This window comes from Rhodococcus sp. F64268 (assembly GCF_023015605.1).
Classification (GTDB): domain Bacteria; phylum Actinomycetota; class Actinomycetes; order Mycobacteriales; family Mycobacteriaceae; genus Rhodococcus.
In genome coordinates, this window is the sequence record NZ_JALKAI010000004.1 from 464,170 (window position 1) to 489,717 (window position 25,548).

The 25,548-nt window shown below is 65.6% G+C and carries 28 protein-coding genes; 9 read left to right on the forward strand and 19 right to left on the reverse strand.

Going from position 1 to position 25,548, the window contains the following annotated elements; translation table 11 throughout:
• Positions 1-15: 15 nt before the first annotated feature.
• The 3 genes from MWU77_RS12510 to MWU77_RS12520 are packed head-to-tail and all read right to left on the reverse strand — an operon-like array spanning position 16 to position 3,742.
• Entirely contained in the window at positions 16-870 is an 855-nt protein-coding gene (locus MWU77_RS12510) for a xanthine dehydrogenase family protein subunit M (protein WP_169688957.1), read from the reverse strand.
• Positions 867-3,260, reverse strand: coding sequence for a xanthine dehydrogenase family protein molybdopterin-binding subunit (locus MWU77_RS12515; protein ID WP_247273841.1), 2,394 nt, complete (start codon positions 3,258-3,260; stop codon positions 867-869). The genes MWU77_RS12510 and MWU77_RS12515 overlap by 4 nt, the downstream gene beginning before the upstream one ends.
• Positions 3,257-3,742, reverse strand: coding sequence for a (2Fe-2S)-binding protein (locus MWU77_RS12520; protein ID WP_169688955.1), 486 nt, complete (start codon positions 3,740-3,742; stop codon positions 3,257-3,259). The genes MWU77_RS12515 and MWU77_RS12520 overlap by 4 nt, the downstream gene beginning before the upstream one ends.
• A 158-nt stretch (positions 3,743-3,900) precedes the next feature.
• On the opposite strand from MWU77_RS12520, the gene MWU77_RS12525 reads away from it, so the two are divergent.
• On the forward strand, positions 3,901-4,713 hold the full coding sequence (locus MWU77_RS12525) for a mycofactocin-coupled SDR family oxidoreductase (RefSeq protein ID WP_169688954.1): 813 nt from the start codon (positions 3,901-3,903) through the stop codon (positions 4,711-4,713).
• 70 nt (positions 4,714-4,783) lie between these two features.
• On the opposite strand, the gene MWU77_RS12530 is transcribed toward MWU77_RS12525, so the two are convergent.
• The 6 genes from MWU77_RS12530 to MWU77_RS12555 form a co-directional block, all read right to left on the reverse strand.
• Positions 4,784-5,905: an XdhC family protein gene (locus tag MWU77_RS12530; protein WP_169688953.1), complete on the reverse strand. Its 1,122-nt coding sequence runs from the start codon at positions 5,903-5,905 to the stop codon at positions 4,784-4,786.
• Positions 5,898-7,001: a VWA domain-containing protein gene (locus tag MWU77_RS12535; RefSeq protein ID WP_247273842.1), complete on the reverse strand. Its 1,104-nt coding sequence runs from the start codon at positions 6,999-7,001 to the stop codon at positions 5,898-5,900. The genes MWU77_RS12530 and MWU77_RS12535 overlap by 8 nt, the downstream gene beginning before the upstream one ends.
• Before the next feature lie 4 nt (positions 7,002-7,005).
• Positions 7,006-7,890, reverse strand: coding sequence for a MoxR family ATPase (locus MWU77_RS12540; protein ID WP_247274116.1), 885 nt, complete (start codon positions 7,888-7,890; stop codon positions 7,006-7,008).
• 86 nt (positions 7,891-7,976) lie between these two features.
• Positions 7,977-8,759, reverse strand: a complete 783-nt coding sequence (locus MWU77_RS12545) for a CPBP family intramembrane glutamic endopeptidase (RefSeq protein WP_247273843.1) — start codon at positions 8,757-8,759, stop codon at positions 7,977-7,979.
• Positions 8,760-8,830: 71 nt separating this feature from the next.
• Positions 8,831-9,601 carry a thioesterase family protein gene (locus MWU77_RS12550; RefSeq protein ID WP_169688950.1) on the reverse strand — a complete coding sequence of 257 codons (771 nt, stop codon included), beginning with the start codon at positions 9,599-9,601 and terminating at the stop codon, positions 8,831-8,833.
• Positions 9,602-9,617: 16 nt separating this feature from the next.
• Positions 9,618-10,238 carry a TetR/AcrR family transcriptional regulator gene (locus tag MWU77_RS12555; RefSeq protein ID WP_169688949.1) on the reverse strand — a complete coding sequence of 207 codons (621 nt, stop codon included), beginning with the start codon at positions 10,236-10,238 and terminating at the stop codon, positions 9,618-9,620.
• Between the two features lie 92 nt (positions 10,239-10,330).
• Here MWU77_RS12555 and MWU77_RS12560 point away from each other — a divergent pair, with 92 nt between their 5' ends.
• The 5 genes from MWU77_RS12560 to MWU77_RS12580 are packed head-to-tail and all read left to right on the forward strand — an operon-like array spanning position 10,331 to position 16,416.
• On the forward strand, positions 10,331-11,926 hold the full coding sequence (locus tag MWU77_RS12560; RefSeq protein WP_247273844.1) for a carboxyl transferase domain-containing protein: 1,596 nt from the start codon (positions 10,331-10,333) through the stop codon (positions 11,924-11,926).
• 5 nt (positions 11,927-11,931) lie between these two features.
• On the forward strand, positions 11,932-13,938 hold the full coding sequence (locus tag MWU77_RS12565) for an acetyl/propionyl/methylcrotonyl-CoA carboxylase subunit alpha (protein WP_169688947.1): 2,007 nt from the start codon (positions 11,932-11,934) through the stop codon (positions 13,936-13,938).
• Positions 13,935-15,122 carry an acyl-CoA dehydrogenase family protein gene (locus tag MWU77_RS12570; protein WP_169688946.1) on the forward strand — a complete coding sequence of 396 codons (1,188 nt, stop codon included), beginning with the start codon at positions 13,935-13,937 and terminating at the stop codon, positions 15,120-15,122. Before MWU77_RS12565 ends, MWU77_RS12570 begins: the two co-directional genes overlap by 4 nt.
• Positions 15,119-15,601: a MaoC family dehydratase gene (locus MWU77_RS12575; RefSeq protein WP_169688945.1), complete on the forward strand. Its 483-nt coding sequence runs from the start codon at positions 15,119-15,121 to the stop codon at positions 15,599-15,601. Before MWU77_RS12570 ends, MWU77_RS12575 begins: the two co-directional genes overlap by 4 nt.
• Positions 15,598-16,416 carry a CoA ester lyase gene (locus MWU77_RS12580; RefSeq protein ID WP_247273845.1) on the forward strand — a complete coding sequence of 273 codons (819 nt, stop codon included), beginning with the start codon at positions 15,598-15,600 and terminating at the stop codon, positions 16,414-16,416. The genes MWU77_RS12575 and MWU77_RS12580 overlap by 4 nt, the downstream gene beginning before the upstream one ends.
• Positions 16,417-16,445: 29 nt before the next feature.
• On the opposite strand, the gene MWU77_RS12585 is transcribed toward MWU77_RS12580, so the two are convergent.
• Positions 16,446-17,228 carry an IclR family transcriptional regulator gene (locus MWU77_RS12585; protein WP_247273846.1) on the reverse strand — a complete coding sequence of 261 codons (783 nt, stop codon included), beginning with the start codon at positions 17,226-17,228 and terminating at the stop codon, positions 16,446-16,448.
• A gap of 198 nt (positions 17,229-17,426) precedes the next feature.
• Between MWU77_RS12585 and MWU77_RS12590 the strand changes: the two genes are divergently transcribed.
• Positions 17,427-18,188 carry a CoA transferase subunit A gene (locus MWU77_RS12590; RefSeq protein ID WP_247273847.1) on the forward strand — a complete coding sequence of 254 codons (762 nt, stop codon included), beginning with the start codon at positions 17,427-17,429 and terminating at the stop codon, positions 18,186-18,188.
• 2 nt (positions 18,189-18,190) lie between these two features.
• Positions 18,191-18,847, forward strand: a complete 657-nt coding sequence (locus MWU77_RS12595) for a CoA transferase subunit B (RefSeq protein ID WP_247273848.1) — start codon at positions 18,191-18,193, stop codon at positions 18,845-18,847.
• 147 nt (positions 18,848-18,994) lie between these two features.
• On the opposite strand, the gene MWU77_RS12600 is transcribed toward MWU77_RS12595, so the two are convergent.
• The 8 genes from MWU77_RS12600 to MWU77_RS12635 all read right to left on the reverse strand — a co-directional run bounded on the left by MWU77_RS12600 (position 18,995) and on the right by MWU77_RS12635 (position 23,537).
• Positions 18,995-19,498 carry a DUF1992 domain-containing protein gene (locus MWU77_RS12600; RefSeq protein ID WP_169689374.1) on the reverse strand — a complete coding sequence of 168 codons (504 nt, stop codon included), beginning with the start codon at positions 19,496-19,498 and terminating at the stop codon, positions 18,995-18,997.
• Between the two features lie 42 nt (positions 19,499-19,540).
• A complete protein-coding gene (locus MWU77_RS12605) occupies positions 19,541-19,927 on the reverse strand; it encodes a VOC family protein (RefSeq protein WP_247273849.1) in 387 nt (128 codons plus the stop codon).
• A 141-nt stretch (positions 19,928-20,068) separates the two neighbouring features.
• Positions 20,069-20,545, reverse strand: coding sequence for a bacterioferritin (gene bfr / locus MWU77_RS12610; RefSeq protein WP_169689376.1), 477 nt, complete (start codon positions 20,543-20,545; stop codon positions 20,069-20,071).
• Positions 20,546-20,593: 48 nt separating this feature from the next.
• Positions 20,594-20,791: a bacterioferritin-associated ferredoxin gene (locus tag MWU77_RS12615; RefSeq protein ID WP_054718585.1), complete on the reverse strand. Its 198-nt coding sequence runs from the start codon at positions 20,789-20,791 to the stop codon at positions 20,594-20,596.
• Positions 20,792-20,930: 139 nt separating this feature from the next.
• A complete protein-coding gene (locus MWU77_RS12620; RefSeq protein ID WP_169689377.1) occupies positions 20,931-21,683 on the reverse strand; it encodes an AIM24 family protein in 753 nt (250 codons plus the stop codon).
• Complete coding sequence (locus MWU77_RS12625; protein ID WP_169689378.1) at positions 21,680-22,384, reverse strand: AIM24 family protein; 705 nt, start codon at positions 22,382-22,384, stop codon at positions 21,680-21,682. The genes MWU77_RS12620 and MWU77_RS12625 overlap by 4 nt, the downstream gene beginning before the upstream one ends.
• Before the next feature lie 10 nt (positions 22,385-22,394).
• A complete protein-coding gene (locus MWU77_RS12630; RefSeq protein ID WP_169689379.1) occupies positions 22,395-23,015 on the reverse strand; it encodes an AIM24 family protein in 621 nt (206 codons plus the stop codon).
• A 69-nt stretch (positions 23,016-23,084) separates the two neighbouring features.
• Complete coding sequence (locus MWU77_RS12635; RefSeq protein ID WP_169689380.1) at positions 23,085-23,537, reverse strand: Lrp/AsnC family transcriptional regulator; 453 nt, start codon at positions 23,535-23,537, stop codon at positions 23,085-23,087.
• A gap of 122 nt (positions 23,538-23,659) precedes the next feature.
• On the opposite strand from MWU77_RS12635, the gene MWU77_RS12640 reads away from it, so the two are divergent.
• Entirely contained in the window at positions 23,660-24,277 is a 618-nt protein-coding gene (locus MWU77_RS12640; protein WP_169689381.1) for a LysE family translocator, read from the forward strand.
• A gap of 86 nt (positions 24,278-24,363) precedes the next feature.
• Here the strand turns inward: MWU77_RS12640 and MWU77_RS12645 are convergent, their stop codons facing one another.
• The gene (locus tag MWU77_RS12645; RefSeq protein ID WP_247273850.1) at positions 24,364-25,521 is read right to left on the reverse strand and encodes an acyl-CoA dehydrogenase family protein; all 1,158 of its coding nucleotides are present in this window, start codon (positions 25,519-25,521) and stop codon (positions 24,364-24,366) included.
• Positions 25,522-25,548: the final 27 nt, after the last annotated feature.

The window sequence follows — 25,548 nt, forward strand, 5'->3', positions numbered from 1 at the left end:
TTTCTGCGGGGCTACTCAGAGTCCCGCCGCGGTCGTCACGGCTCGCCGGGCGAGGACCGTCGCCAGGTGGCTTCGATACTCGGCGTCGGCATTGCCGTCGGTCATCGGATCGGTCCCGTCTGCCGCGTGTTCGGCGGCTGACGCGATCGTGTCGGCGGTGGCCGCTTGCCCGACGAGTGCTTCTTCGACCGCGCGGGCCCGTACGGGCACCGCCGCCATGTTCGTCAGGGCGACCTTCGCTTGTCGGATCGTGCCATTGTCGATGTCGATTGTCGCTGCGACACCCACGATCGACCATTGTTGCGCTGCACGATGGAACTTCTCATAGCGTGCCTGCCACCCCGTGTGCTTGGGAATGCGGATCTCCGCAAGGATTTCACCGGGCCGAACTGCGGTCGTGAAGTAGTCCTCGAAGAAGTCCGACGCCGTGACGGTGCGTGTACCGGACGCGCCGACGACGACGAATTCCGCGTCGAGCGCCAGAGCAGGAGCCGACAGGTCCCCTGCGGGATCGGCATGCACGAGCGCACCGCCCAACGTTCCGCGGTGGCGGATCTGCGGATCGGCGACGGTGGCGGTGGCCTCCGCCAGCAACTGTGCATGCCGGGCGACGAGCGGATCGTGCAGCACCTCGTAGTGCGTAGTGGTCGCGCCGATCACCAGGGTATCGCCGTCCTCGCGGATACCGCGCAGGTCAGAGACGCGACCGAGGTCGATGATGGTGGTCGGTGCTGCCATCCGGAGCCGCAGTACCGGCATCAGGCTCTGGCCTCCGGCCAGCACCTTGGCGTCTTCACCGGCTTCGTTCAGTGCCGAGACGGCCTCGTCGAGTGTGGTGGGAGCGGCGTACTCGAATTCAGCGGGAATCATCGGTTTGTCTCCTCGGCGGAACGGAGGGCGTGCCAGACCCGCATGGGCGTGCACGGCATGTCGATGGAACGAACCCCGAAGGGCCGGAGCGCGTCGAGTACGGAGTTGACCACGGCGGGTGTCGACGCGATCGTGCCTGCTTCACCGACTCCCTTGACTCCTAGCGGGTTTCCTGGAGCCGGTGTGTCGGTGCGGTCGGTGACGAAACTCGGGAGATCCACCGCCGTCGGCAGCAGATATTCGGCGAACGAGCCGCTGAGCAGTGTTCCGGACTCGTCGTGGACGGCCTCCTCGTACAACGCCTGAGAGATCCCCTGGGCCAGACCACCGTGCACCTGACCCTCCACGATGAGCGGGTTCACAACGTGCCCGATGTCGTCGACGCATACGTACTTGCGGATGCGTACGTGCCCCGTCTCGGTGTCGATCTCCACCGCACACAGGTGTGTGCCGTGCGGGAACGAAAAGTTGTCCGGATCGTACGTCGCTTCGGAATCGAGATTCGGCTCGACGCCGTCGGGTAGGTCGTGCGCGGCGAACACGGCGAGTGCGACGTCGGTCAGCGCAACGGACTTCTCGGTGCCCTTCACCTTGAACCGGCCGCCGGTGAATTCGAGATCGTCTTCCGCACATTCCATCAGGTGCGCCGCGATCGGCCGCGCCTTCGCCACGACTTTCTCGGCAGCCTTGACCACGGCGATACCACCGACAGCGAGCGAGCGTGACCCGTAGGTGTCGAGTCCACGGGGCGACGACTGGGTGTCGCCGTGCAGGATCTCGATATCGTCGAACGGAATTCCCAGCTGATCGGCGACGATCTGGCTCCACGCGGTCTCGTGTCCCTGGCCGTGGGCCGACGACCCGGTGACCACTTCGACCTTCCCTGTGGGCAGCATGCGGACAGCCGCATGCTCCCACCCGCCTGCTCCGTACGACAGCGATCCGAGGACTCGAGACGGTGCCAGACCGCACATCTCGGTGAACGTGGACACCCCGATGCCGAGCTGTACCGGGTCCTTGGATTCACGTCGTTGCGCCTGCTCACGGCGCAGGCCGTCGTAGTCGAACAGTTCCAGGGCTTTCGCAGTGGCCGCTTCGTAGTTGCCCGAGTCGTAGGTCAGGCCCGCCACCGAATCGAACGGGAACTCTTCGTGCTTGATCCAGTTCTTCTCACGTACTTCGATCGGATCCATGGACAGCTCGACGGCGAGTTCGTCCATCATCCGTTCGATCGCGAACGTCGCCTCGGGGCGCCCCGCACCGCGGTATGCATCGGTGGGCACCTTGTTGGTGAACACGTTCGTGCAGGTGAAGCGGTAGGAGTCGAACTTGTAGATTCCGGTGAACATGAACGCGCCGAGGATCGGGACGCCCGGCGTGACGAGACGCAGGTAGGCGCCCATGTCGGCGAGCAGCTCGACCTCGAACCCGGTGACGGTGCCGTCGCGCCGGGCGGCGAGCGTGAGTTTCTGCACCTGGTCGCGGCCGTGGTGCGCCGCGGCCATCGACTCGCTCCGCGACTCGGTGTACTTGACCGGTTTGTGGAGCCTGCGCGCGATGAGCAGCGTGAGTACCTCTTCCGGGGTCACCTGCAACTTGCCGCCGAAGCCGCCGCCCACATCGGGTGCGATCACCCGCAACTTGTGCTCGGGTATCCCGAGGGACATCGCCAGCATCAGCTTGAGCACGTGTGGCACCTGGGTGGCCGACCACATGGTGATCTGCGTAGCGGTCGGATCGACGACCACCGACCGGGGTTCCATGAACGCAGGAATCAGGCGTTGCTGACGAAAGGTGCGTTCGATGAGCACTTCCGCGTCGCGGATCGCGTCCTCGACGTTGCTCCCGCTGCCTGCTTCGGCGGAGTCGAATGTCCATGTGGCGCTGCGGTTGGTACCGAGGTCGGGGTGCACCAGTTCGGTATCGGCTGCCGCGTCCGTGAGGTCGAGCACCACCGGTAGGTCCTCGTAGTCGACGTCGATGACATCGAGTGCGTCGTGTGCCTCGTAGGCGGTGCGGGCCACCACGACCGCGACCGCCTCACCGGCGAAGTTGACGGTGTCGACGGCCAGTGACGGCGCGGGCGGAGCCAGCTGGTCCTCGGTGATCGGCCACGCACACGGCAGGCTCCCCTGCTCTTCGGCGAGGTCGGCGCCCGTGTACACGGCGATGACGCCGGGCAGTGTCTTCGCCCCCTCCACATCGATGCCGGTGATGCGGGCGTGGGAGAAGGGACTGCGCAGGATCGCGGCATGCAGCATGCCGGGGAGAACGATGTTGTCCGTCCAGCGGGTCCGGCCGGTGAGGAGATGCTCGTCCTCCTTGCGGCGACGGGACTGCCCGATCTCGGGCTCCACCCCGCTGGCGCTGCGTGATTCGGTGGTGGTCATCGGGCATCCTCCGTCCGGGTTCCCTGCATACGCCGGGCAGCGTCCTGCGCGGCGGCCACGATGTTCTGATATCCCGTGCAACGACAGAGGTTTCCTTCGAGGCCGAGCCGGACCTGCTCCTCGTCGGGGTCGGGGTTCTCGTTCAGCAGGTCGACGGTCGCCATGATCATGCCGGGCGTGCAGTACCCGCACTGCAGCGCGTGTTTCTCGCGGAAGGCTTCTTGGACGGGGTGGAGCGCGCCGTCCTTCGCGAGGCCTTCGACCGTCGTGACAGCCCTGTCGTCGGCCTGCACGGCGAGCACCGAGCAGGACTTGACGCTCTTGCCGTCCAGCAGGACGGTGCACGCACCGCAGTTGCTGGTGTCGCATCCCACGACAGTGCCCACCTTGCCGAGTCGTTCCCGCAGGTAGTGGACGAGAAGGAGCCGGGGTTCGACGTCGTCGGTGTAGACCGCTCCGTCGACCGTGACCACGATGCGCATCGGACCTCCCAGTGCTTTCCGCAATCCCGTGTGTATGCCAGTGATATGAGTCACTGCCAGCTTCCTGTATCCCGCGCGTAGAAAGGAGGTGATTGACGGAAATCTCTCGGCCGCAGCAGCGCCGGCGGCCGAAGCTCCGACCGCGAGAGGAACCGCACATGGCCCGGCTCGACAACAAGATCGCGTTCATCACCGGAGTTGCCCGTGGCCAGGGCCGCGCCCACGCCGTACGGCTGGCCCGTGAGGGCGCGCAGATCGTCGGAATCGATCTCGCAGGCCCGCTACCCGGCGTCCCCTACGATTCCGCTACCCTCGACGACCTGGAGGAAACGCGGCGGCTCGTCGAGTCGGAAGGTGCGAAGGCGCAGCTGAAGCAGTGCGACGTCCGCGATCTCGACGGTATGAAAGCGGTGGTCGAGGAGGGAGTCGCGCAGTTCGGCGGTCTCGATGTGGTGGTCGCCAACGCCGGTATCTGCATTCCGCAGACGTGGGACGAGGTCACGCCCGAGAGCTTCCGCGACACCCTCGACATCAACGTCACCGGTGTGTGGAACACGATCACCGCGACCACGCCGCACCTGATCACCCGCGGCGGCGGGTCGATCGTCGTCACCAGCTCACTGGCCGGGGTGAAGCTGCAGCCGTTCATGGTGCACTACACCACCAGCAAGCACGCGCTCGTCGGCATGGCCCGCGCTTTCGCGGCAGAGCTCGGGCAACACGACATCCGCGTCAACAGCATCCATCCCGGCGCGGTGAACACCCCGATGGGGTCGGGAAGTATGCGTGAACGCATCGCGCAGACCGCGGAGTCCAATCCGCGCCTCGGCGGTATGACGATGCCGTTCCTGAACAAGTACATGGCGGAGGCCGACGAGATCTCGAACATGGTCGCGTTCCTGGCCTCCGACGAATCGGCGTTCGTCACCGCGCAGAGTCTGGCGATCGACGGCGGAGCCCAGTACTTCTGAGAACGGCTTTCGGCCGACGGCCGAATGTCACCTTCAGTCACGTCGACTGTACGAAGGTGACATTCGGTCATCAGCTGTCGTGTGTGTGGATCGGCCCTTGCCGGTCCGCGAGGCGTTGCCCCTGTCCGCCCCACCGCAGCGCGATGATCTCGGCGCCGATCGACACCGCGGTCTCTTCGGGGGTGCGGGCCCCGAGATCGAGGCCGATCGGCGAGCTCAGCTTGGCGATCTCTTCGTCGGTGATACCGATCTCGCGCAGGCGGGCGAGCCTGTCGTCGTGCGTGCGGCGTGAGCCCATCGCTCCCACGTAGGCGACATCGATTCGTAGCGCCACTTCGAGAAGCGGTACGTCGAACTTCGGGTCGTGGGTGAGCACCGCGATCACCGTGCGCTTGTCGACCCGGCCCGCTTCGTGTTCGGCGGCGAGATAGCGGTGCGGCCACTCGACGACCACCTCGTCGGCCGACGGGAAACGTGCGGGGGTCGCGAACACACCGCGCGCGTCGCACACCGTCACCCGATAGCCGAGAAAGGCACCGAGCGTGGCCATCGCGGCCGCGAAATCGATTGCCCCGAACACCAGTAGCCGGGGTCGCGGCTGGAATGCGTTGACGAACACGGACATACCTTCACCGCGTCGCTGACCATCGGGTCCGTAGTGCAGGGTCCCGGAACGGCCCACATCGAGCAGGCCGCGCGCATCGTCGGTGATCGCGTCCGTCATGCGGGCAGACGGCAGTTCGCCGTCGGACCGGTCCGGCCACACCACCATGCGGCGCCCGATCACGGTAGGGTCGGGATGTTCGGTGACGGTGGCGACCGCGACGGGTTCGCTCGCGTGGATCGAGTCGATGACGTCGCCGAGCGCGGTGAACTCCGCGGGGTCGATGCGTTCGACGAAGACGTCGATGATGCCGCCGCAGGTCAGGCCGACCGCGAAGGCGTCGTCGTCGGACACCCCGTATCGCTGCAGCACGGCGTTGCCGTCGCCGATGACGTCTCGGCCCAATTCGTAGACCGCGCCCTCGACGCATCCGCCGGACACGCTGCCCGTGACGGTGCCGTCGCCCGCGACGAGCATCGATGCGCCGGCCTCGCGTGGCGCGGACCGGAACGTCGAGACGACGGTGCCCAATGCGACGGTTTCTCCTGCGCGGTAGCGGCGCTCGAGTTCGTCGAGAACATCACGCACGATGGACCTCCTTCAGCAGTTCCTCCAACGTCGCAAGGCTGTGCCCGGCGAGCAGTCGGTCGAGGTGCGGGAGTGCGGCCGAGATCCCGGACTGGATGGGTTCGTAGCCGTCGGCGCCCGCATGGGGGTTGACCCACAGTACGGCGTGGGCGAGCCGGCGCAGCTGCGCCATCTGTTCGGCGAGCAGAGACGTGTCGCCGCGTTCCCAGCCGTCGGAGAAGATGACGACGACAGCGCCCCGGGCGATGCCTCGTCGGCCCCAACGGTCGAGGAACGCACGCAACGTGTCGCCGAGCCGGGTGCCGCCTGCCCAATCGGGAACGGTGCTCGATGCCGCGGCCAGCGCGCGTTCGGGGTCGCGGGCACGCATCGCACGCGACAGGCGGGTCATGCGTGTGCCGAGGGAGAACACTTCGGTGGCAGCAGGGTTGCTGCGGGTGACGACGTGCGCGAAACGCAGGAGTGCATCTGCGTAGGGGCTCATGGAGCCGGACACGTCGATGAGCAGTACCACCCGGCGCGGGCGGGTCGCGCGACTATGCCGGGCAGGCCGCACTGCTTCACCGCCCGCGGCGAGCATGGCACGCAGGGTGCGCCGCGGGTCGACGGTGCCGCGTCGCGACGGCCGCAGGCGCGCTGCGGGTCGTCTCGGTGGGCGGGGTTCGAGCAGCGTGAGCATCTCGTCGAGGTGGGCGCGTTCGGCCGGGGTGAGCTCGGCGATGTCGCGGTGCCGCAGGATCTCGGTGTCGTCGGCGGCGACCTGGAGTCGTGGCGAGTCGTCGCCTTCGCTGTCGGACCCACCCGGCGAGGTGAGCGCGGCAACCGTGGCGGTGCGCTGCTGCTGTCCGGTGGTGCGGGAGATGACGGGCAGGTCGCCGCCGAACCACGCTTCGAACGCGAGGTCGTAGCGGGGGATGTCGTCGGGGTCGCGGCAGAGGGTCGTGCGACCCGTCCAGTACACGTGCGCCGGGTTGCTCGCATCCACTTCGAGTAGGGCACGAACGTAGGCGTGCGTGGCGTCGAGTGTGACCGGGAGGCCGGCTTCTTCGAGGGCTCGCGCGAACCCTGCAACGCCGACGAGCGCACCGTCGCCCATGTGTTCAGCCTGCCAGGATCCGGTCGAGTCCGGCGCGCGCGACCCGCTCGAGGTCTTCGCGATACTTCAGGACTGCGCCGAGGGTCGCGGCAGCGGTCGTGGTGTCGAGCACGTCGCGGTCGAGTTCGATCAGTGCCCGTGCCCAGTCGAGGGATTCGGCGACACCCGGGGGTTTGAGCAGGTCGGCGTCGCGGAGAGCGTGGACAGCGCGGGCGATCTGTTCGGCGAGTGCCGCATCGATTCCGGGCAGACGCATACGCAGGATCGCGATTTCGCGATCGAGGCCCGGGTGCTCGACCCAGTGATAGAGGCAGCGTCGTTTGAGCGCGTCGTGCACCTCACGGGTGCGGTTGGACGTGAGTACGACGAGGGGCGGAACGCTTGCCCGGATCTCGCCGAGTTCGGGGATGGTCACCGAGTTCTCGTCGAGAATCTGCAGCAGGAAGGCTTCGAATTCGTCGTCGGCGCGGTCGATTTCGTCGACGAGCAGCACACACGGTGCGTCGGTCAGTGCCTGCAGGAGTGGGCGGGCGAGTAGGAATCGTTCGGTGTAGAGGGAGCGTTCGGCGGTATCGGCGTCGAAGCTCCCTTCGCTTGCGGCTTCGAGCGTGCGCAGGTGCAGCAATTGCCGGGGGAAATCCCAGTCGTACAGCGCTTGTGAGGCGTCGATGCCCTCGTGGCACTGTAGCCGGATCAACGGCAGGTTCAGTGCTTCTGCAAGTGCGACGGCCAGGGAGGTCTTTCCCGTGCCGGGCTCTCCTTCACAGAACAGAGGCCTGCCCATGCGGAGCGCGAGGAACGCCGACATCGCGACACCCTCGTCGGCGAGGTAACCGGTCGATTCGAGTGCGGCCGTCAGGTCCTCGAGGGATCGAATATCCACCGTCATGTCTGCCATTCTGTGAGCCTAGAACCTCGTTCGCTCGGTGGGGAGCCTAGAACCTCGTTCACTCGGTGGGGAGCCTAGGACCTCACTCACTCGGTTGGGACGGATGCGGGCCGCGGGATGCGCGCCGGATCGTAATTCGTCATCCGCGTGGCGATGAGAACGACCGCGGTTGCTGCTGCGGCCGGTGCGATGAGGAGCCACGGGTCGTCGAAGCCGCCGGCGTCGGCGGTCACCAGGTTCAGGCCGAGGTGGATGAGCGTCGCCGGGATCATGCGCTGCGCGAAACTGCCCCGGGCGATCAGCACCATTGCGAGCCCCATCAGTGCCGTCGAGAGGGAAAATCCCGCGACGAACAGGGGGCCTTCCGACCAGTAGCCGACATGGGTCGCGCCGAACACTGCGCCGAGAAGCAGGGCAGCTACCCATCGGGACATCCGTGATTCGGCGAGATGCTGCAGCGTGCCGCGCCACCCGATCTCCTCGCCGAGGGCCCCGACGGCTTGCGCCACCAGCACCACCGCGAGCGGAACTCCGGCGACACCGATTCCGGAGCCGAACGAGAAGCCGGCTGCGACGAGTCCCGCGGTGAACACTGCAATCCACACGAGGGCGAGCACGGTGGGCCACACGATCGCGCGGGTGGCCACTGGCGGCCACGGCGCCGGAAGGTCGCGTCGCACTGCGAGCCACACGACGGCCGACGCGAGGGCAGGCGCAAGCATGACCAGCGCCAGCACATCCGTGGACAGGCCGGTCGCGTCCTGCACGATCGGGGCGGCGAGCCCACACACTGCCCACACGACGATCCAGAGCAGGACTGCACGCCACAGCCGGGGGCGCGAGATGTCGTGTACCGCGGTCCTGCTCACCCGATTCTCCTTGTCGCGTCGTACAGGATCGTCGACCCGACGGTACGGGAATCGGTGGTGTGGAGCAGAGTTCAGTTGGGGCGCACCGTGAGGATCTGCGACATCGTGCCGACCGGTCCGGCGGTGTCGTGCAGGACGCTGCTGGTCAGGCCGATGCCGTCGGCCCCGAACGAGACGGTGGTGTCGAAGCCGACCCAGTCACCCTGCGGCTGCCTGAACAGATGGGCGGTCAGATCGAGGTTGGGGAAGGCGACGGCCTTCGGGTCGGCGCGCACGGTCATGCCGTTGGAGATGTCGAAGAGCCGGACAGCGTGGGCGAGGTCGCTGACCTTCTCATCGGCGAGCAGCGGAATCGGGGTACGTACCCAGAACGAGGCTCGTCCAGGCTCTACCTGATCTCGCCGGACCTCCGCAGATTCGATGAACCCGCCCGGCCACACCTGCGAGGCGTCCCAGGGTTTCATCTCGTCCGGCGAGACGATCCGGGGTAGCGATGTGCCCTCGAGTGCATCGGTGGCACCCGGAGCCATGAGCCACGCCCGCAGTCGCACAGCGGCACGTCCGCCGTGGCTGAGCACGGCCTCGACGAGTTCGATGGTGCGGCCCGGACGCAGCACCGTCACCTCGGCATCCATATCGCCGATCGGAAGGACCCCGAGGATGTCGTAGGAGAGGCGGCCGATCACCAGGCCGTCGTTGCGCCGTGCGTCGCGGTCGCATTCGACGACGTGCGCGAGCAGTCCGAAGGCGGGCGCGATGTGCTGTTCCGTGATGTTCCATGCGCCACCCACATGCTCGGTTGCGCGGAAAGAGTGCTTCCCGGTGCGTTCGAAGTAGCTCATGACCGATCTCCTTGTCCTACTTATCCACACGTGTGGAGTCGAGTGCTGCGAGTGCCATCCGTCGCAGCACGGTGCGGGTGCTGCGCGGTGACCGAGGGTCGGCGCTGTGTGGTGTGGAGTTGATGAGCCCGAAGGTCGCATGCGCCATGGTGCGGGCGTCGGATTCGGCGAGTGCCGGATCGATACGACACAGCACGCCCACCCAGATCTCGACGTAGCGGCGCTGCAGGGTACGGACCTGGCGTCGTCCCTCTTCAGTGAGTGAGTGCAGTTCGCGGTCCTGGACGCGGATGAGGTCCTGTTCTCCCAGCGCGAAGTCGAGGTGGAAGTCGACGAGGCCCTCGAGTGTCTCGCGGGGATCGGAGGTGCGCTCCTCGACCGCAGTGCCGCCGGCGAACAGGCGTCGGCTGATGTCGACGAGTATCTCGACAAGCAGTGCGTCCTTGTTGGGAAAGTGCCGGTAGACCGCTGGTCCGCTGATGCCGACGGCCGCCCCGAGATCTTCGAGCCGCACGCCGGTGAAGCCGCGCTCGGCGATCAGTCTCGCAGCGGCCACCAGTAGTTGCCGTCGCCGCTCGGCTTTCGCGAGTGACCGCGGCGTGAGCGTGGCCTGATCCACGTCGGTGGCCTGGTTCATGCGGAAACTCCACTCGATGTGGTGTGGACAACTCGGTTAATCATGACTAACCTAGTCTTTCAGTTAATGGTGATTAGGTCAAACAACCGAGGATGGTGACCGTGACAACCGCTCACGCTCTCTCGAAAACTAGCCGTGACCAGCACGAACAATTGGTCAGGGAACTCCGGGAGAAGCTTGCTGCTGCAGCCCTCGGGGGCAGCGAGAAATCCCGCGAACGCCACGTCGCGCGAGGGAAGCTGCTCCCCCGCGACCGCGTCGACGAGCTTCTCGACACCGGAAGCCCGTTCCTCGAGCTGTCCCCGCTCGCGGCGAACGGCATGTACGACGACGAGTGCCCCGGCGCCGGAGTCATCACCGGGATCGGCCGCGTCGCCGGTCGCGAGTGCGTGATCGTCGCGAACGACGCCACGGTCAAGGGCGGCACCTACTACCCGATCACCGTCAAGAAGCATCTGCGCGCGCAGGAAGTCGCGTTGCAGAACAAGCTGCCGTGCATCTACCTCGTCGACTCCGGTGGCGCCTTCCTGCCCCGGCAGGACGAGGTCTTCCCCGATCGCGAGCATTTCGGCCGCATCTTCTACAACCAGGCGACGATGAGCGCGCAGGGGATCCCGCAGATCGCGGCGGTCCTCGGTTCGTGCACCGCCGGCGGCGCCTACGTGCCCGCGATGAGCGACGAGGCCGTCATCGTCCGTAACCAGGGCACCATCTTCCTCGGCGGCCCGCCGCTGGTGAAGGCCGCGACCGGTGAGGTCGTCACGGCCGAAGAGCTCGGTGGCGGCGACCTGCATTCGAAGGTTTCCGGCGTCACCGACCACCTCGCCGAAGATGACCGCGACGCCCTGCGCATCGTGCGCAACATCGTCTCGACCCTCGGACCGCGCACCCCGCGCCCGTGGGACGTCGCACCGACCGCCGAACCCGACGCCGACCCGGCCGAACTCTACGACGTGGTCCCCACCGATTCGCGCACCCCGTACGACGTGCGCGAGGTCATCTCCCGGGTGGTCGACGGCTCCTCGTTCCACGAGTTCAAGGCCGAATACGGCAAGACCCTGGTCACCGGATTCGCGCGCATCCACGGCCACCCCGTCGGCATCATCGCCAACAACGGTGTGCTCTTCGGTGAATCTGCGCTCAAGGGCGCACATTTCATCGAGCTGTGCGACAAGCGCTCCATCCCGCTGCTGTTCCTGCAGAACATCTCCGGATTCATGGTCGGCCGCGACTACGAGGCTGCCGGCATCGCCAAGCACGGCGCGAAGATGGTCACCGCCGTCGCTTGCGCCCGCGTTCCCAAGCTCACCGTCGTCGTCGGTGGTTCCTACGGCGCCGGCAACTACTCGATGTGCGGGCGCGCGTATTCACCTCGCTTCCTCTGGATGTGGCCCAATGCCCGCATCTCGGTGATGGGCGGCGAGCAGGCCGCATCGGTCCTCGCGACCGTGCGTTCGGATCAGCTCGACGCATCGGGCAAGCCGTGGTCGGCCGAGGACGAAGAAGCGTTCAAGGCCCCGATCCGCGAGCAGTACGAAGATCAGGGCAACCCCTACTACTCCACCGCTCGGTTGTGGGACGACGGCATCATCGACCCTGCCGACACCAGAAAAGTTCTCGGACTGGCACTCTCGACGTGCGCGAACGCGCCGCTCGAGCCGGTCTCCTACGGCGTCTTCCGGATGTGAGCGAGATGAGTGACACGAAACGCATCGATACAGTACTGGTAGCCAACCGCGGAGAGATCGCCGTCCGCGTCATCCGCACGCTGCGGTCGATGGGCATCCGCTCAGTCGCAGTGTTCAGTGAGGCCGACCGCGACGCCCGGCACGTGCGCGAAGCCGACACCGCTGTACTCCTCGGGCCCGCCGCGGCCCGCGAGAGCTACCTGGTGATCGACAAGGTCATCGCCGCGGCAGTCGAAACCGGTGCGCAGGCGATCCACCCGGGCTACGGATTCCTGTCGGAGAACTCGGCTTTCGCTTCCGCGTGCGCCACGGCGGGTATCGCATTCCTCGGCCCGTCCGCCCACGCGATCGAGACCATGGGCGACAAGATCACGGCCAAGGGCGCGGTCTCGGAGTTCGATGTCCCCGTCGTCCCGGGTATCTCACGACCGGGCCTGACCGACGACGAGTTGATCGCCGGCGCCGCCGAAGTCGGCTACCCGGTGCTGGTCAAGCCGTCGGCCGGAGGTGGCGGCAAGGGCATGCGGCTGGTGCACGATCCCGCCGATCTTCCCGACGCCCTGGTCTCCGCGCGTCGCGAGGCCGCGTCGTCGTTCGGCGACGACACACTCTTCCTCGAGCGATTCGTACTGCGACCGCGACACATCGAGGTGCAGATCCTCGCCGACACCCACGGCAACGTCGTCCACCTCGGCGAGCGCGAATGCAGCCTGCAGCGTCGCCACCAGAAGGTCATCGAGGAAGCGCCGTCACCGCTGCTCGACGAGGCCACCCGCGCTCGTATCGGTGAAGCGGCCTGCAACACCGCGCGGAGCGTCGACTACACCGGCGCTGGCACCGTCGAGTTCATCGTCTCGGCCGACGCCCCCGACGAGTTCTTCTTCATGGAGATGAACACCCGCCTGCAGGTCGAGCATCCCGTCACCGAGATGGTCACCGGCCTCGACCTCGTCGAGTGGCAGGTGCGTGTCGCCGCCGGGGAGCCCCTCGGATTCACCCAGGACGACATCGCCCTCACCGGTCACGCCATCGAAGCCCGCGTGTACGCCGAGGATCCCGGTCGCGGGTTCCTGCCCACCGGCGGCACCGTCGCCGACGTGGTCGAAGCGTCCGGTCCCGGAGTGCGCGTCGACTCCGGTCTGCAGCCGGGAACCGTCGTCGGCAGTGATTACGACCCGATGCTCGCCAAGGTCATCGCGCACGCCGACGATCGTGCCGGAGCGCTGCGGCGCCTCGATCGCGCGCTCGCCGATACCGCGGTGCTCGGTGTGGTGACCAATATCGACTTCGCGCGGTTCCTGCTGGCCGATCCCGAGGTAGTGGCAGGCGCACTGGACACCGGCCTGCTCGATCGGCGGCTCGGCGACTACACCGCACCGCAGACCTCCGATGCCGCCCTGGTCGCTGCGGCCGTGCTTCGCTGGTTGCAGCACTGGCCCGACGACACCTCCGACCCGTGGGACATTCCCGACGGATGGCGCGTGGGCCCGCATGTGCCCACGAGTTATCGCCTTGCGTCCGGTGATCGCACCGCGCACGTGCGGCTCACCGGGACCCCCGTTTCCGGAATCGTGAATGTCGAAGATGGCAAAGAGTATTCGCTGTCCGCGACCCTGGACGGTTCGGTCCTCGCGGTCGTGCTCGACGGCCGCCGTCAGGTGTTCCGGGTCGCGGAGGTCGACGACGCGATCTGGCTCGCCGACGGACACGGCGCCGTCGCGGTCCGTGAGGTCCGCGAGGCCAGCGTGCGTGGCGGCGACGATCAGGCCGGCGACGCCGATATCACGAGCCCGATGCCGGGTTCCGTCATCGCCGTCCCCGTAGACGCAGGCGCCGAGGTCACCGCGGGCCAGACGATCGCAATCGTCGAAGCCATGAAGATGGAGCACGCGCTCACTGCCCCGATCGACGGCGTCGTCGAACTGTTCGCTGCCGCAGGCGAACAGGTCAAGGTCGATCAACTGCTCGCACGCATCACTCCGCACGCCGACACGAAAGAAGATGTGGCATGACCGAGCCGACAAACCACGGTTCCCCGTCGTACCTGGCCACCGGCCAACTCCCCGACGAATACGAACAGCTGAAGAAGTCCGTCGCTGACTTCGCGCGCACCGTCGTCGCGCCGGTCGCGGCCAAGCACGACGCCGAGCATTCGTTCCCGTACGAAGTGGTGCAGGGAATGGCGGATATGGGTCTGTTCGGTCTTCCCTTCCCCGAGGAGTACGGCGGAATGGGCGGCGACTATTTCGCCCTCTGCCTCGCACTCGAGGAACTCGGCAAGGTCGATCAGTCGGTCGCCATCACCCTCGAGGCGGGCGTCTCGCTCGGCGCGATGCCGGTCTACCGCTTCGGCACCGAGGAGCAGAAGCAGGAATGGCTGCCGCAGCTCACGAGTGGCCGCAACCTCGCGGCGTTCGGCCTGACCGAGCCCGGCGCCGGTAGCGATGCAGGAGGTACCAAGACCACCGCGAAGCTCGAGGACGGGCACTGGGTGATCAACGGCAACAAGCAGTTCATCACCAACTCCGGCACCGACATCACCTCTCTCGTCACGGTCACCGCGGTCACCGGGGCCGACGCGAACGGGAAGAAGGAGATCTCGACGATCCTCGTGCCCGCCGATACCCCCGGATTCACCGCGGAACCCGCCTACAACAAGGTCGGCTGGAATGCCTCCGACACCCACCCGCTGACCTTCGCCGATGTGCGCGTCCCCGAAGCGAACCTCCTCGGGCAGCGTGGTCGCGGCTACGCGAACTTCCTGCGCATTCTCGACGAGGGCCGCATCGCGATCGCGGCGCTGTCGGTCGGTGCCGCGCAGGGCTGCGTCGACGAATCGATCAAGTACGCCAAGGAGCGCGAAGCGTTCGGCACCGCGATCGGCAACAACCAGGCCATCGCATTCAAGATCGCGCGGATGGAAGCGCGTGCCCATACCGCTCGTACCGCCTACTACGACGCCGCGGCTGCCATGCTCGCCGGAAAGCCGTTCAAGAAGCAGGCGTCCATCGCGAAACTCGTTGCCTCCGAGGCGGCCATGGACAACGCGCGCGACGCCACGCAGATCCACGGCGGTTACGGGTTCATGAACGAATACGCCGTGGCCCGGCACTACCGCGACAGCAAGATCCTCGAAATCGGTGAGGGCACCACCGAGGTGCAGCTGATGCTCATCGCACGGGGGCTGGGACTGTGAGCGAGACCGAAAAGCGAATTACTCAGCGTGGTCTGTGGTTCGAAGAGTACGAGCTCGGCGCGATCTACGAGCATCGGCCGGGCCGCACCATCACCGAGGCCGACAACACGCTGTTCACGACGCAGACGATGAACACGCAGGCCCTGCACCTCGATGCCGCGTACGCTGCGGGGACGAGTTTCGGTGAGCGACTGGTGAACTCGATGTTCACCCTGTCCACGATGATCGGCCTGTCCGTCGCGCAGCTCACGCAGGGCACGATCGTCGCAAACCTCGGGTTCTCCGAAGTGTCGTTCCCGAAGCCGCTGTTCCACGGCGACACCCTCTACGTCGAGACGAAGATCCTCGACAAGCGTGAGTCGAAGAGTCGCCCAGGCGAAGGCATCGTCACCCTCGAGCACACGGGCCGCAACCAGCACGGCGATGTCGTCGGCATCGCGGTCCGTAAAACACTCGTACAGAAGAGGCCCACCTCATGACTTGGGAACTACCCGGCCCCGCATGGCTTTTCGTACCGGCCGACCGTCCCGAACGCTACGCCAAGGCAGCCGACCGCTCCGACGTCGTCATCATCGACCTCGAGGACGCCGTGTCGGCCGGCGACAAGCAGGCCGCCCGCGACGCACTCGTCGCCACCCCGCTCGACCCGGAACGCACAGTCGTGCGGGTCAACCCGGTGGGAACCGCCGATCACGAACTCGACCTCGAAGCGCTGCGTCGCACGTCCTACACCCGGGTGATGCTCCCGAAGTGTGAAAGCGCCGACGAAGTGCGCTCCCTCGAACTGCTCGAGGTCGTTGCTCTGATCGAGTCGCCGCTGGGAGTGCTCGCCGTCGAGGAGATCGCGAAGGCGGACAACACGATCGGTGTCATGTGGGGTGCCGAAGACCTTGTCGCGGGCCTCGGCGGCAACTCGAGCCGACGCGCCGACGGAACCTACCGGGCTGTCGCGCAGCATGCTCGGTCGGTGTCGCTGCTCGCCGCGAAAGGTCATGCCTGCTGGGCGCTGGACTCGGTATACCTCGACATCAAGGACACCGATGGGTTGTACGAGGAATCCCTCGACACGGTGGCTGTCGGATTCGACATCAAGGTCGCGATTCACCCCGCTCAGATCGAGGTGATCCGCCGTGCGTTCGCGCCCACCGAGGAAGAAGCCGACTGGGCACGGCGCGTGCTTGCCGCCGCGCAAAGCCAGCGAGGCGTCTTCGATTTCGAGGGCAAGATGGTCGACGGCCCGATTCTGAAGCACGCCGAGCGGCTGCTTCAGCGGGTCCCGAGCCGCACGGACTGACGCTCGCCGGGCCGCTGATCCCGCAAGGGTCAGTGGCCCGGCTGCGGCCGTCGTCGTAGTAGTTGAGTGAGCCGGTGCGCCTGGTTCAGCAGCGACTCACCGAGGCCGGCGCGGCGGTCGTCGCGGAAACGGCTTTCGACACCGGTGATGCTGAGCGCCCACGTCGGGGTGTCGCGTGTGTCGAACACTGCCGCGCCCATGCCCCAACTTCCCTCGACGATGAGCGCCGGATTGACCGAGTACCCGGCCAAACGGGTAGCGGCGATGCGCTTCTCGATATCACCTCTCGCGTGGTCTGGCCCCCACTCCGTCGAGAGATCGGTTCTCGACAGATACGCGTCGATGTCTCGGTCGGGTAGATGCGACAGGATCGCCAGCCCCGCCGACGCCACGCCCAGCGGGAACCGGATCCCGACGTGCAGCACATGCGAACGCAGCGGAAAGCTGCCTTCCTCGACGGCCAGGCACACGGTCTCGTCACCACGCCGTGCGGAAAGATAGGCGCTCTCCCCGGTTTCCCGGGCGAGGTCGCGTAGGACGTCCCCTGCGAGTTCCGCGATGTCGTAGCGCGCGGCTGCGAGTGAACCGAGCAGGTACAACTCCGGGCCCAATGTCCATCGCCCGTTGTCGCGGTGCCTGTCGACCAGTCCTTCGTCGGCGAGCGTGGCGAGCAGGCGGTGGACCGTCGGCCTGGCAAGATCGGTCTCGCGTGCGAGGTCGGACGTCGACACTCCGGTCGGTTCGTGGGCGGAGACGGCCCGCAGGAGTGCTGCAACCCTCCCGACCAACTGTCCCTGAGCGCCTGATGTCACAGGCTCAGCATACGTCCACTGAGTGAACACTCTCCGATGGCGTGTTCGTTCAGCGACCAATGTGCAATTTCAGCCCGCGATGCCCTTGCAATGTGATCACCCACACTATTAATTGGTACACAGCAAAGAAGGCGTGTTCACTCAGCGGACACATCTGCCCGGTGGCGATGTGTCCCATGGACCGGAGAGGTATTGGATTTGGCTTCCAAGGTATTCGAGACGCCCGAGGCCGCCGTTGCGGACATTCCGTCGGGTGCGCTGCTCGCCGTCGGCGGTTTCGGTCTGTGCGGTATCCCCGACGAGTTGATCAAGGCGATCGCCGCGGGCGACGCCACCGATTTCGAGGTGTTTTCCAACAATTGCGGTGTCGACGGGCACGGACTCGGGATTCTTCTCGGTGAGAAACGGATCCGGAGGGTCACCGCGTCATACGTCGGTGAGAACAAGGAATTCGCACGCCAGTATCTTTCCGGTGAGCTCGAGGTGGAGCTGACACCGCAGGGCACCCTCGCGGAGAAGCTCCGCGCCGGTGGCGCCGGGATTCCGGCGTTCTTCACCCCCGCGGGTGTGGGTACCCCGATCTCCGAGGGCGGGTTGCCGTGGCGGTACGCCGCCGATGGTTCGGTGGAGATCGCGTCGCCGGCCAAGGAGATCCGCGAGTTCCGCGGCAAGCGGTATGTGCTCGAGGAGTCGATCAACGCCGACTATTCGCTGGTGCACGCGCTGCGCGGTGATACCGAGGGCAATCTGGTGTTCAACAAGGCCGCGATGAACTTCAATCCGCTCGCGGCGATGGCGGGCACGGTGTGCATCGTGCAGGTCGAGGAGCTCGTCGAGCCGGGTGAGATCGATCCGGGTCAGGTGCATCTGCCGGGGGTGTTCGTCGATCGCATCGTCCATACGGGTGTGCAGGACAAGCAGATCGAGAAGCGCACCGTCAGCGCCGGAAAGGGAGCGTGAGCATGAGCACCAGTGTGAACACCGCCGAGACCGTCGGGTGGTCGCGTACCGAGATGGCTGCGCGTGCCGCGCAGGAACTGTCTCCGGGTGAGTACGTCAACCTCGGTATCGGTTTGCCGACGTTGATCCCGAACTATCTGCCCGAGGGTGTGCGAGTGACGTTGCACAGTGAGAACGGGATCTTGGGCACGGGCCGGTATCCGACGGACGAGGAGATCGATCCTGATCTGATCAATGCCGGTAAGGAGACGGTGACGGTCAATCCGGGTGCGGCGTTCTTCGATTCGTCGTTGAGCTTCGGCATGATCCGTGGCGGCCACATCGATACGGCTGTGCTCGGTGGCATGGAGGTCTCGGCCACCGGTGATCTGGCGAATTGGATGGTGCCGGGCAAGATGGTCAAGGGTATGGGTGGTGCGATGGATCTGGTGCACGGTGCCCGTAAGGTGATCGTGTTGATGGAGCACACCGACAAGCAGGGCAACCCGAAGATCGTGGAGAAGTGTTCGCTTCCGTTGACGGGTGAGGGTGTGGTGCAGCGGATCGTCACGAATCTTGCCGTCATCGATGTCACCGACGATGGGTTGAAGCTGGTCGAGACCGCGCCCGGCGTGTCCGAGGAGCAGGTCCGAGCGGCCACCGGAGCCTCCCTGGCTTGAGTCGGACACTTGCACCGACCTCACATTCGGCATGACCCATGACGGATCGAACGAACAGGGCCACGGGCACCGTAGGGTGCCCGTGGCCTGATCGTGTGGCATCCGGGGATTGGGCCGCTATCGAACGCGAGATGGATGCCTACGGGTTTATCGCGCCCGAAACCATCGGAACCGTCGCCGGCGTTCGGTGCTCGCCGGTGGCTGCGCAGCGCTCACTTGTTCGGCCAAGGAATTCTTCGCTTCCGTGCGCCGTCGCTCTCTCGCTGTGCGCCAAGTTTCGAGCACGTCGTCGACATCGACCTTGTGCAGTGGAACGGGGAGGCGTTCCGGAGAGAGCAGGCACGCGGCGACACGGCGGTTCAGATCGGCGACGACCCGCCGCACGTCCCTCTCCGTCGGAATCGTCCGCACCGACTCGGGTAGTCGTTCGATCTCCTTGCGCAACTGTAGTTCCGGCGGCAGCAACGCCTCCCCCGACAAACCCTCGCGCTCGAGATAGGTCTTGAGCCACCACATTTCGTCGTTCCCGTGGTTCGGGATCGGTTTTCCGGCGCCGGGAAGGTTGTCGAAGTCGCCACGTTCCTGCGCGACGCGGATCTGTCGCTCGACCCACGTCTCGAAACTCACGTCCGGACGCTTGCGCTCGGTCACGTCCTCCAGGATGCCATCGCCGACAGTCCGACGCGATCGACCTCATGTCATTGCAGCTTTTGCCTCGTCGCTGAGCTCGACGAGTTGCACGTAGTTGCCGTCCGGGTCGATCGCGGTCGCGAAAAGGCTGCCGTCGCGATCTTCGAGGGGCGAGTGCCACTTGGTGCCGAGTTCGTCGAGGCGGGCAACGATGTCTCGCGCACCGGTCACTTCGAGGTTGATGATCAGACGTCCGGGTTCGGGATTGAGCGCACCGATATCGGCGCGACGGTCGAGCATGACGTAGAAGCCGTCGAAATCGAGGACGTCGTATGCGGGTTCGCCGGGGGTGCGCTCGGACTTCACCGAGAATGCGCTGGTGTACCAGTCGCGTAGGCGCTCGGGATCCGTGCTCGCCAGAAGCATGCTGCCGAGGGAGGGTGCGGCCATGAGGTCTCCTTCCGGACGGGGCCCGGCGGTGTGCCGTGCCATCCATCGGATACCGACCGTCGGATCGGCCGGAACTCATCGCAGACGCATGTGAGGACGACCCCGATGGGGCCGCCCTCACATGTTCTTGCTGCTACGCCGTCATTCCTCCGGCGTCACGTGCTTGGCCAGATAGAGCGGCTCACCGAGCTGCTCCAGCAGGTCGAGCTGGGTTTCCAGGTAGTCGATGTGTTCTTCTTCGTCGGCGAGGATCGCCTCGAAGATGTTCGCCGACGTGATGTCGCTGACCGAACGCATGTACTCGGATCCCTTGCGGAGCCGATCACGTGCCTCGACCTCGACGACCAGATCCGATTCGAGCATCTCTTTCACGGTCTGGCCCAGTCGCAGCGACCCGAGCCGCTGATAGTTGGGGAGTCCGTCGAGGTACAGAATCCGGTCGGTGAGCTTTTCGGCGTGCCGCATCTCGTCGAACGACTCGGCGCGCGTGTGCGAGGCGAGTTTCGTCCATCCGCGATCTTCCTGCATCTTCGAATGAAGAAAATACTGGTTGATCGCTGTGAGCTCGGCAGTGAGCTGCTCGTTGAGTAGTTCGATTACCTTCTTGTCGCCCTTCATGGCACCTCCCGGGTGAACCATCGGGTTTCACCGCCGGGTAGGGGCTGGCTACACGGCGGTCTCGAGTTCGATGATCTCACTCTGAGCGCGGGCGTGCCGGATGATCGCCGAGATGTTGCGGACGCAGTTGCCGCAATCGGTGCCTGCTCGACAGGCTGCACTCACCTCGCGGGTGCAGCGCGCACCGGCTGCGACCTCCGCCTCGATGTGATGATGCGTGAGTGCGTGGCAACTGCAGACGATCATGAGCCACCATTCCTGTTGCCGAAGACACTTTCTTAGGTTGTCCAAACCTTACATCTGGTTAGGCTACCCTAGCGTGTGATCGTAGTCACAAAATCGGAATAGCTGATCCGTGATAGACCCAGGATCGACCCAGGGGGTGTTACCCCTGTTGCTGCTGTAGCTGTTGTGACACCACCTGGTTGATTCGCTGCAACCCGCCTGACGACAAGCCCGGGATCTGTCCCTCGATGGTGCGCACGAGCGACGAATCGTGGATGACCTTCTCGCTCGATTGGATCAGCACCGTGCCCGCACCGGTGAAATCGAACTGGCGCTCTTCGCCGGACTGCACCCCGAACAAGCGTGCACCCGCAGACATGAACCCGGTGATCCACGCTTCGTCGAAGTGGTGGCTGGGCGACGGGCAGTCCGCCCATCCGACCAAGGCCTCCGGATCGACGCGCAACGGTGGCTCGGCGAACATCACCGGCCCGTTCGACGACGCCAGGAACTTGCCGGTCCCGATCAAGGTGAGAAACCCGGGCACGATGGACTGCTTCAGTGCCAGACCGGGCTCCCACGCAAGTAGGTTGGCCTGCCGAACGGTGAGGTTCCCATCGTCGAGGTCGAACGAATTGATGTCGTATCCCCGATCCCCGAGGATCAGCTTTCCGAAACCTTCTGCCACGACGTAGTCGCCGAGATACATCGGCGCCGAGAACGACCGAGCCACCATGTGCAGCATCTGGCCGTGCAACTGAGTGAGCGCATTGAACTGCACCTGACCGTAGTAGGCGATCATCGCGCCCTTCGACAGGAACCACGGCGACTGCAGATCGATGCTGAACGCATAGTTGTTGCCGGGGACGTTGTCGCTGCCCACCAGGTGTGACGGATTCAGGACGGCACTCACAGCTTCTCCTCCGATGCCTGCACGTAGACGATTCCTTGACCGGTGCATTCGAGTTGCATCGACTCGCCGCCGGTGCGGCCCGCATTGCGCCAGGTCATCGACGACTTCAGCTCGGTCCGCACCGGACCGTACGAGGCGACGAAGGCCTGCGGGTCGACGACCACCGGGGACGGCCCGCCCACCTGCAGTTCGAGTACCCCACCGTGCGCGAGCAGTACGGCTGCGCCGTAGCCGGACAGCTGGGTGGTGAACATGCCCTGTCCCGTCACCATGCCGGTCGCGGCGCCACGCAGGGCGCCGAACAGTCCGCCGCCACCACCACCGCCGGACGGCGTCGCATTCGCCGACACCACCGAACTCTGCAGACCGACCGTGTGGGCGAGCATCCGCGACGCTTCCACGCGGAGCTCACCGCCGGCCGACATGTCGACGACGTGTGTTTCGAGCCCCTTGAAGCCGTAGTGCACGCTGCCCTTGCCCTGGGCGAGCATCGTGGCCTCGTGCTCGCCCTGCAGCATCCGGCCGGCCATTCCTGCCATCCCTCCGAGGCCGGGAGCGCCACCCGCCCCACCCGGGCTGCCGTGTGGAGCGAACTGCACCTCGCCCGTGTAGAAGAGCATTGCGCCGCGGCGCGCGACGATGGGCCCCGATTGCATGAGGTCGACCCGCACGACCTTGCTGTTGATCTTCGTGAATGCCATGTCCTGCCCCTTACCGTTCCGCCGGCTGAATGGACACGATGCCGGAGCCCTCCCAGCGGAGCGAGAATGCCTCGCCGCTGCCTTGGCCGATTGCCGACCGCCACGACACATCTGTCACGAACGATTGCGTCAGCATCCCCTTCGCGCAGACGAACGCATCAGGGTCGACGACGAGCGGGTACTGCGGAGACACTTCGAGGTGGATCAGCGGGCCGCCGGCAGAGAGCAAGGCCACCTGTCCGGATCCCGACACCGTCGTCGTGAACAGGCCCTGCCCGCTCATCCCGCCGCGCACACCGGCAAATGTGACGTTGGTGTTGAGGTTTCCGTTCAAGGCGAGCAACTGTTCGGACTCGACCTGCAACGTCTCGTTGTTCAACTCGAGTACCGTCGTGTCCTGTGCCTCGTGGGCGAGGTACACGACGCCGGTACCCGTGCATTCCATGAGGGACAGGCCTTCGCCGGCGGCGCGCTGGCGCAGGCCGGCGAGTACCCCGTCACCTCCGCCGAACCCCGCAGATTTGAACGTGATCTGCCCTTCGTACGCCACCATCGACCCCGACAATGCGCGGATTGTGGAGTTGTTCAGCTGGGCTTCGATCACCCGTTTCGATTTCTCGAGCAGTCGCATGGCGCGAAGAGTAGCGGCTGGTGGTGACGCTGTCGTTGCGGGTCCCCTACCACTCGCCGACGGAGCAGTTCACAGCGGCAGCGGCCGATTCTCCACGACACGTTTCATGACGAGCGTCGAACTGAGGCGTTGGACGCCGGGCAGCGCGGAGAGCTGTTCGTCGTAGAGCGTCTGGTAGGCCGACAGGTCGCGGGTGAGGACGCGCAGGAGATAGTCCGGGTCGCCGAACAAGCGTTGCGCCTGAATCACGTTGGGAATCGTCGCCACGGCCGTCTCGAATGCGTCGAGGGTGATGCGTTCCGCGGTGTGCATCGTGACGAACACCAGGGATTCGAAGGTGAGGCCGAGGGCATTCGCGTCGAGCTGGGCGTGGTAGCCGCTGATCGCTCCGTCGCGCTCCAGTGCGCGCAGGCGCCGGTGGCAGGGCGAGATGCTCAGACGCACGCGGTCGGCGAGCTCGGTGATGGTGAGGCGGCCGTCTTTCTGTAGCTCGGCAAGAATTTCCCTGTCGATTGCGTCCATGACGAAGATCTTCCCTCAAATGACCCTCGTCGAGGTAATACTCGCAAACACATTCCAGGCAAGGATTCCTAATCTTTCCTTGGGGCTGATCGTCCCGTTCAATTCACGGAAATGAGGTGACCATGGCTGCCGGTGTCGTTGCTGCGTTTTGGATGGTGTCGATACTGTTCGTACTGACGCCGGGGGCGGACTGGGCTTATGCGATCACTGCGGGACTGCGCTATCGGAGTGTCGTGCCTGCCGTCAGCGGAATGCTGCTCGGGCACCTTGCGATGACCGCGATCGTCGCGGCCGGTGTCGCGGCTGTGCTCGCACAGTCGCCGGTCCTGCTCGCGGTGCTGTCGACCATCGGTGCCGCATACCTGATCTGGCTCGGCGTGGGGATGTTCACGAGTCCGTCGGCTCCGCAGGAAGGCGGACCGGGTGGCGCCGACTCGTGGGCGCGGCAGACCGTCAAGGGTGTGGGGGTCAGCGGCCTCAACCCGAAGGTGTTTCTGTTGCTCCTGGCGCTGCTGCCGCAGTTCACCGATCCGGCGGGCCCGTGGCCGCTCGCCGCGCAGATCGCGATGCTCGGTGTGGTGCACGTGATCACGTGTGCTGTGGTGTATCTGGGTGTCGGTGCCGGCGCGAGAAGGGTGCTGCGCGCCCGTCCGTCGCTGGCGAGTGTCGTGAGCCGAGTGTCGGGCGTTGTGATGATCGTGCTCGGAGCGGTGCTGGTGATCGATCAGGCATTCCTCTAGCACCGACGAGAAATCGCGGACCATGTTTCCTGTGAGGGAGCATGATCCGCGATTTCTGTGTGGTTCCGGTTCGCGGCCGGATCAAGTCAGAGGCCGAGATCTTTCGCGATGATCGTCTTCATGACCTCGCTCGTGCCACCGTAGATGCGGGTGACGCGGGTGTCGGCGTACAGGCGCGCGATCGGGTACTCGGTGATGTAGCCGTATCCGCCGTGCAGCTGCAGGCACTTGTCGATGATCCGACCGGCGGTCTCTGTCGCGAAGAGCTTCGCGCGAGCGGCATCCGGGACGGTGAGTTCGTCACGATCGTTGAGCTCGATGGCGTTGTCGACCATGATCTGCAATGCCTGGAGCTCCGCAGAGCACTCCGCGAGCACGAACTTCGAATTCTGGAACGACGCCACCGGCTTACCGAAAACCTTGCGGTCCTTGGTGTATGCGATGGCGTGGGCGATCGCGGCCGACGCGGTGGCTGCCGCGCCGAACGCAATCGTCAGGCGCTCCTGCGCGAGGTTCTGGGTGAGGTACGAGAAGGCCTTGCCTTCTTCACCGAGCAGATCCGTGACCGGAACCTTGACATCGTCGAACGACAGCTCTGCGGTATCGGAGGTCTTGAGGCCGATCTTCTTCAGCTTGCGGCCGACGGAGTAGCCTTCGCTCGATGCATCCACTACCAGGATCGAGAGGCCGCCGCGACGGTCTTCCGGGTCGTAGGGGGTGGTGCGGGCGACGACGAGCACGCGGTCGGCGAGTGCGCCGCCGGTGATGAACGTCTTCGATCCGTTGAGGACGTAGTGGCTGCCGTCTTCGGAAAGCTTTGCGCTGGTTGCAATGTTCGCGAGGTCGGAGCCGGTACCCGGCTCGGTCATCGCGATCGCGAACATCAGCTCGCCGGAAGCGAATCCGGGAAGCCAGCGTTGCTTCTGCTCGTCGGTCGCATTCTGCATGATGTACGGCAGGATCAGGTTCGAGTGCACCGACGACGAACCGAACGACGCACCCGCAGCCGACGCCTCTTCCGCGAGGATCACATTGAACTTCAGCGACTTCTCGCCGCCTCCGCCGTACTCTTCGGGTACCTGGATGCCGAGGAAACCGAGTTCACCCATGCGGCGGTAGAAGTCACGCGGGGGATGTCCCTCTTCTTCCCACTGTTCGTAGACCGGCGTGACTTCCTTCGCGATGAAGGTGCGAACCGTATCGCGGAATGCTTCGTGATCCTCGTTGAACACCGTACGCTGCACGGATTTTCCTTCCGGGTTATGTATGAC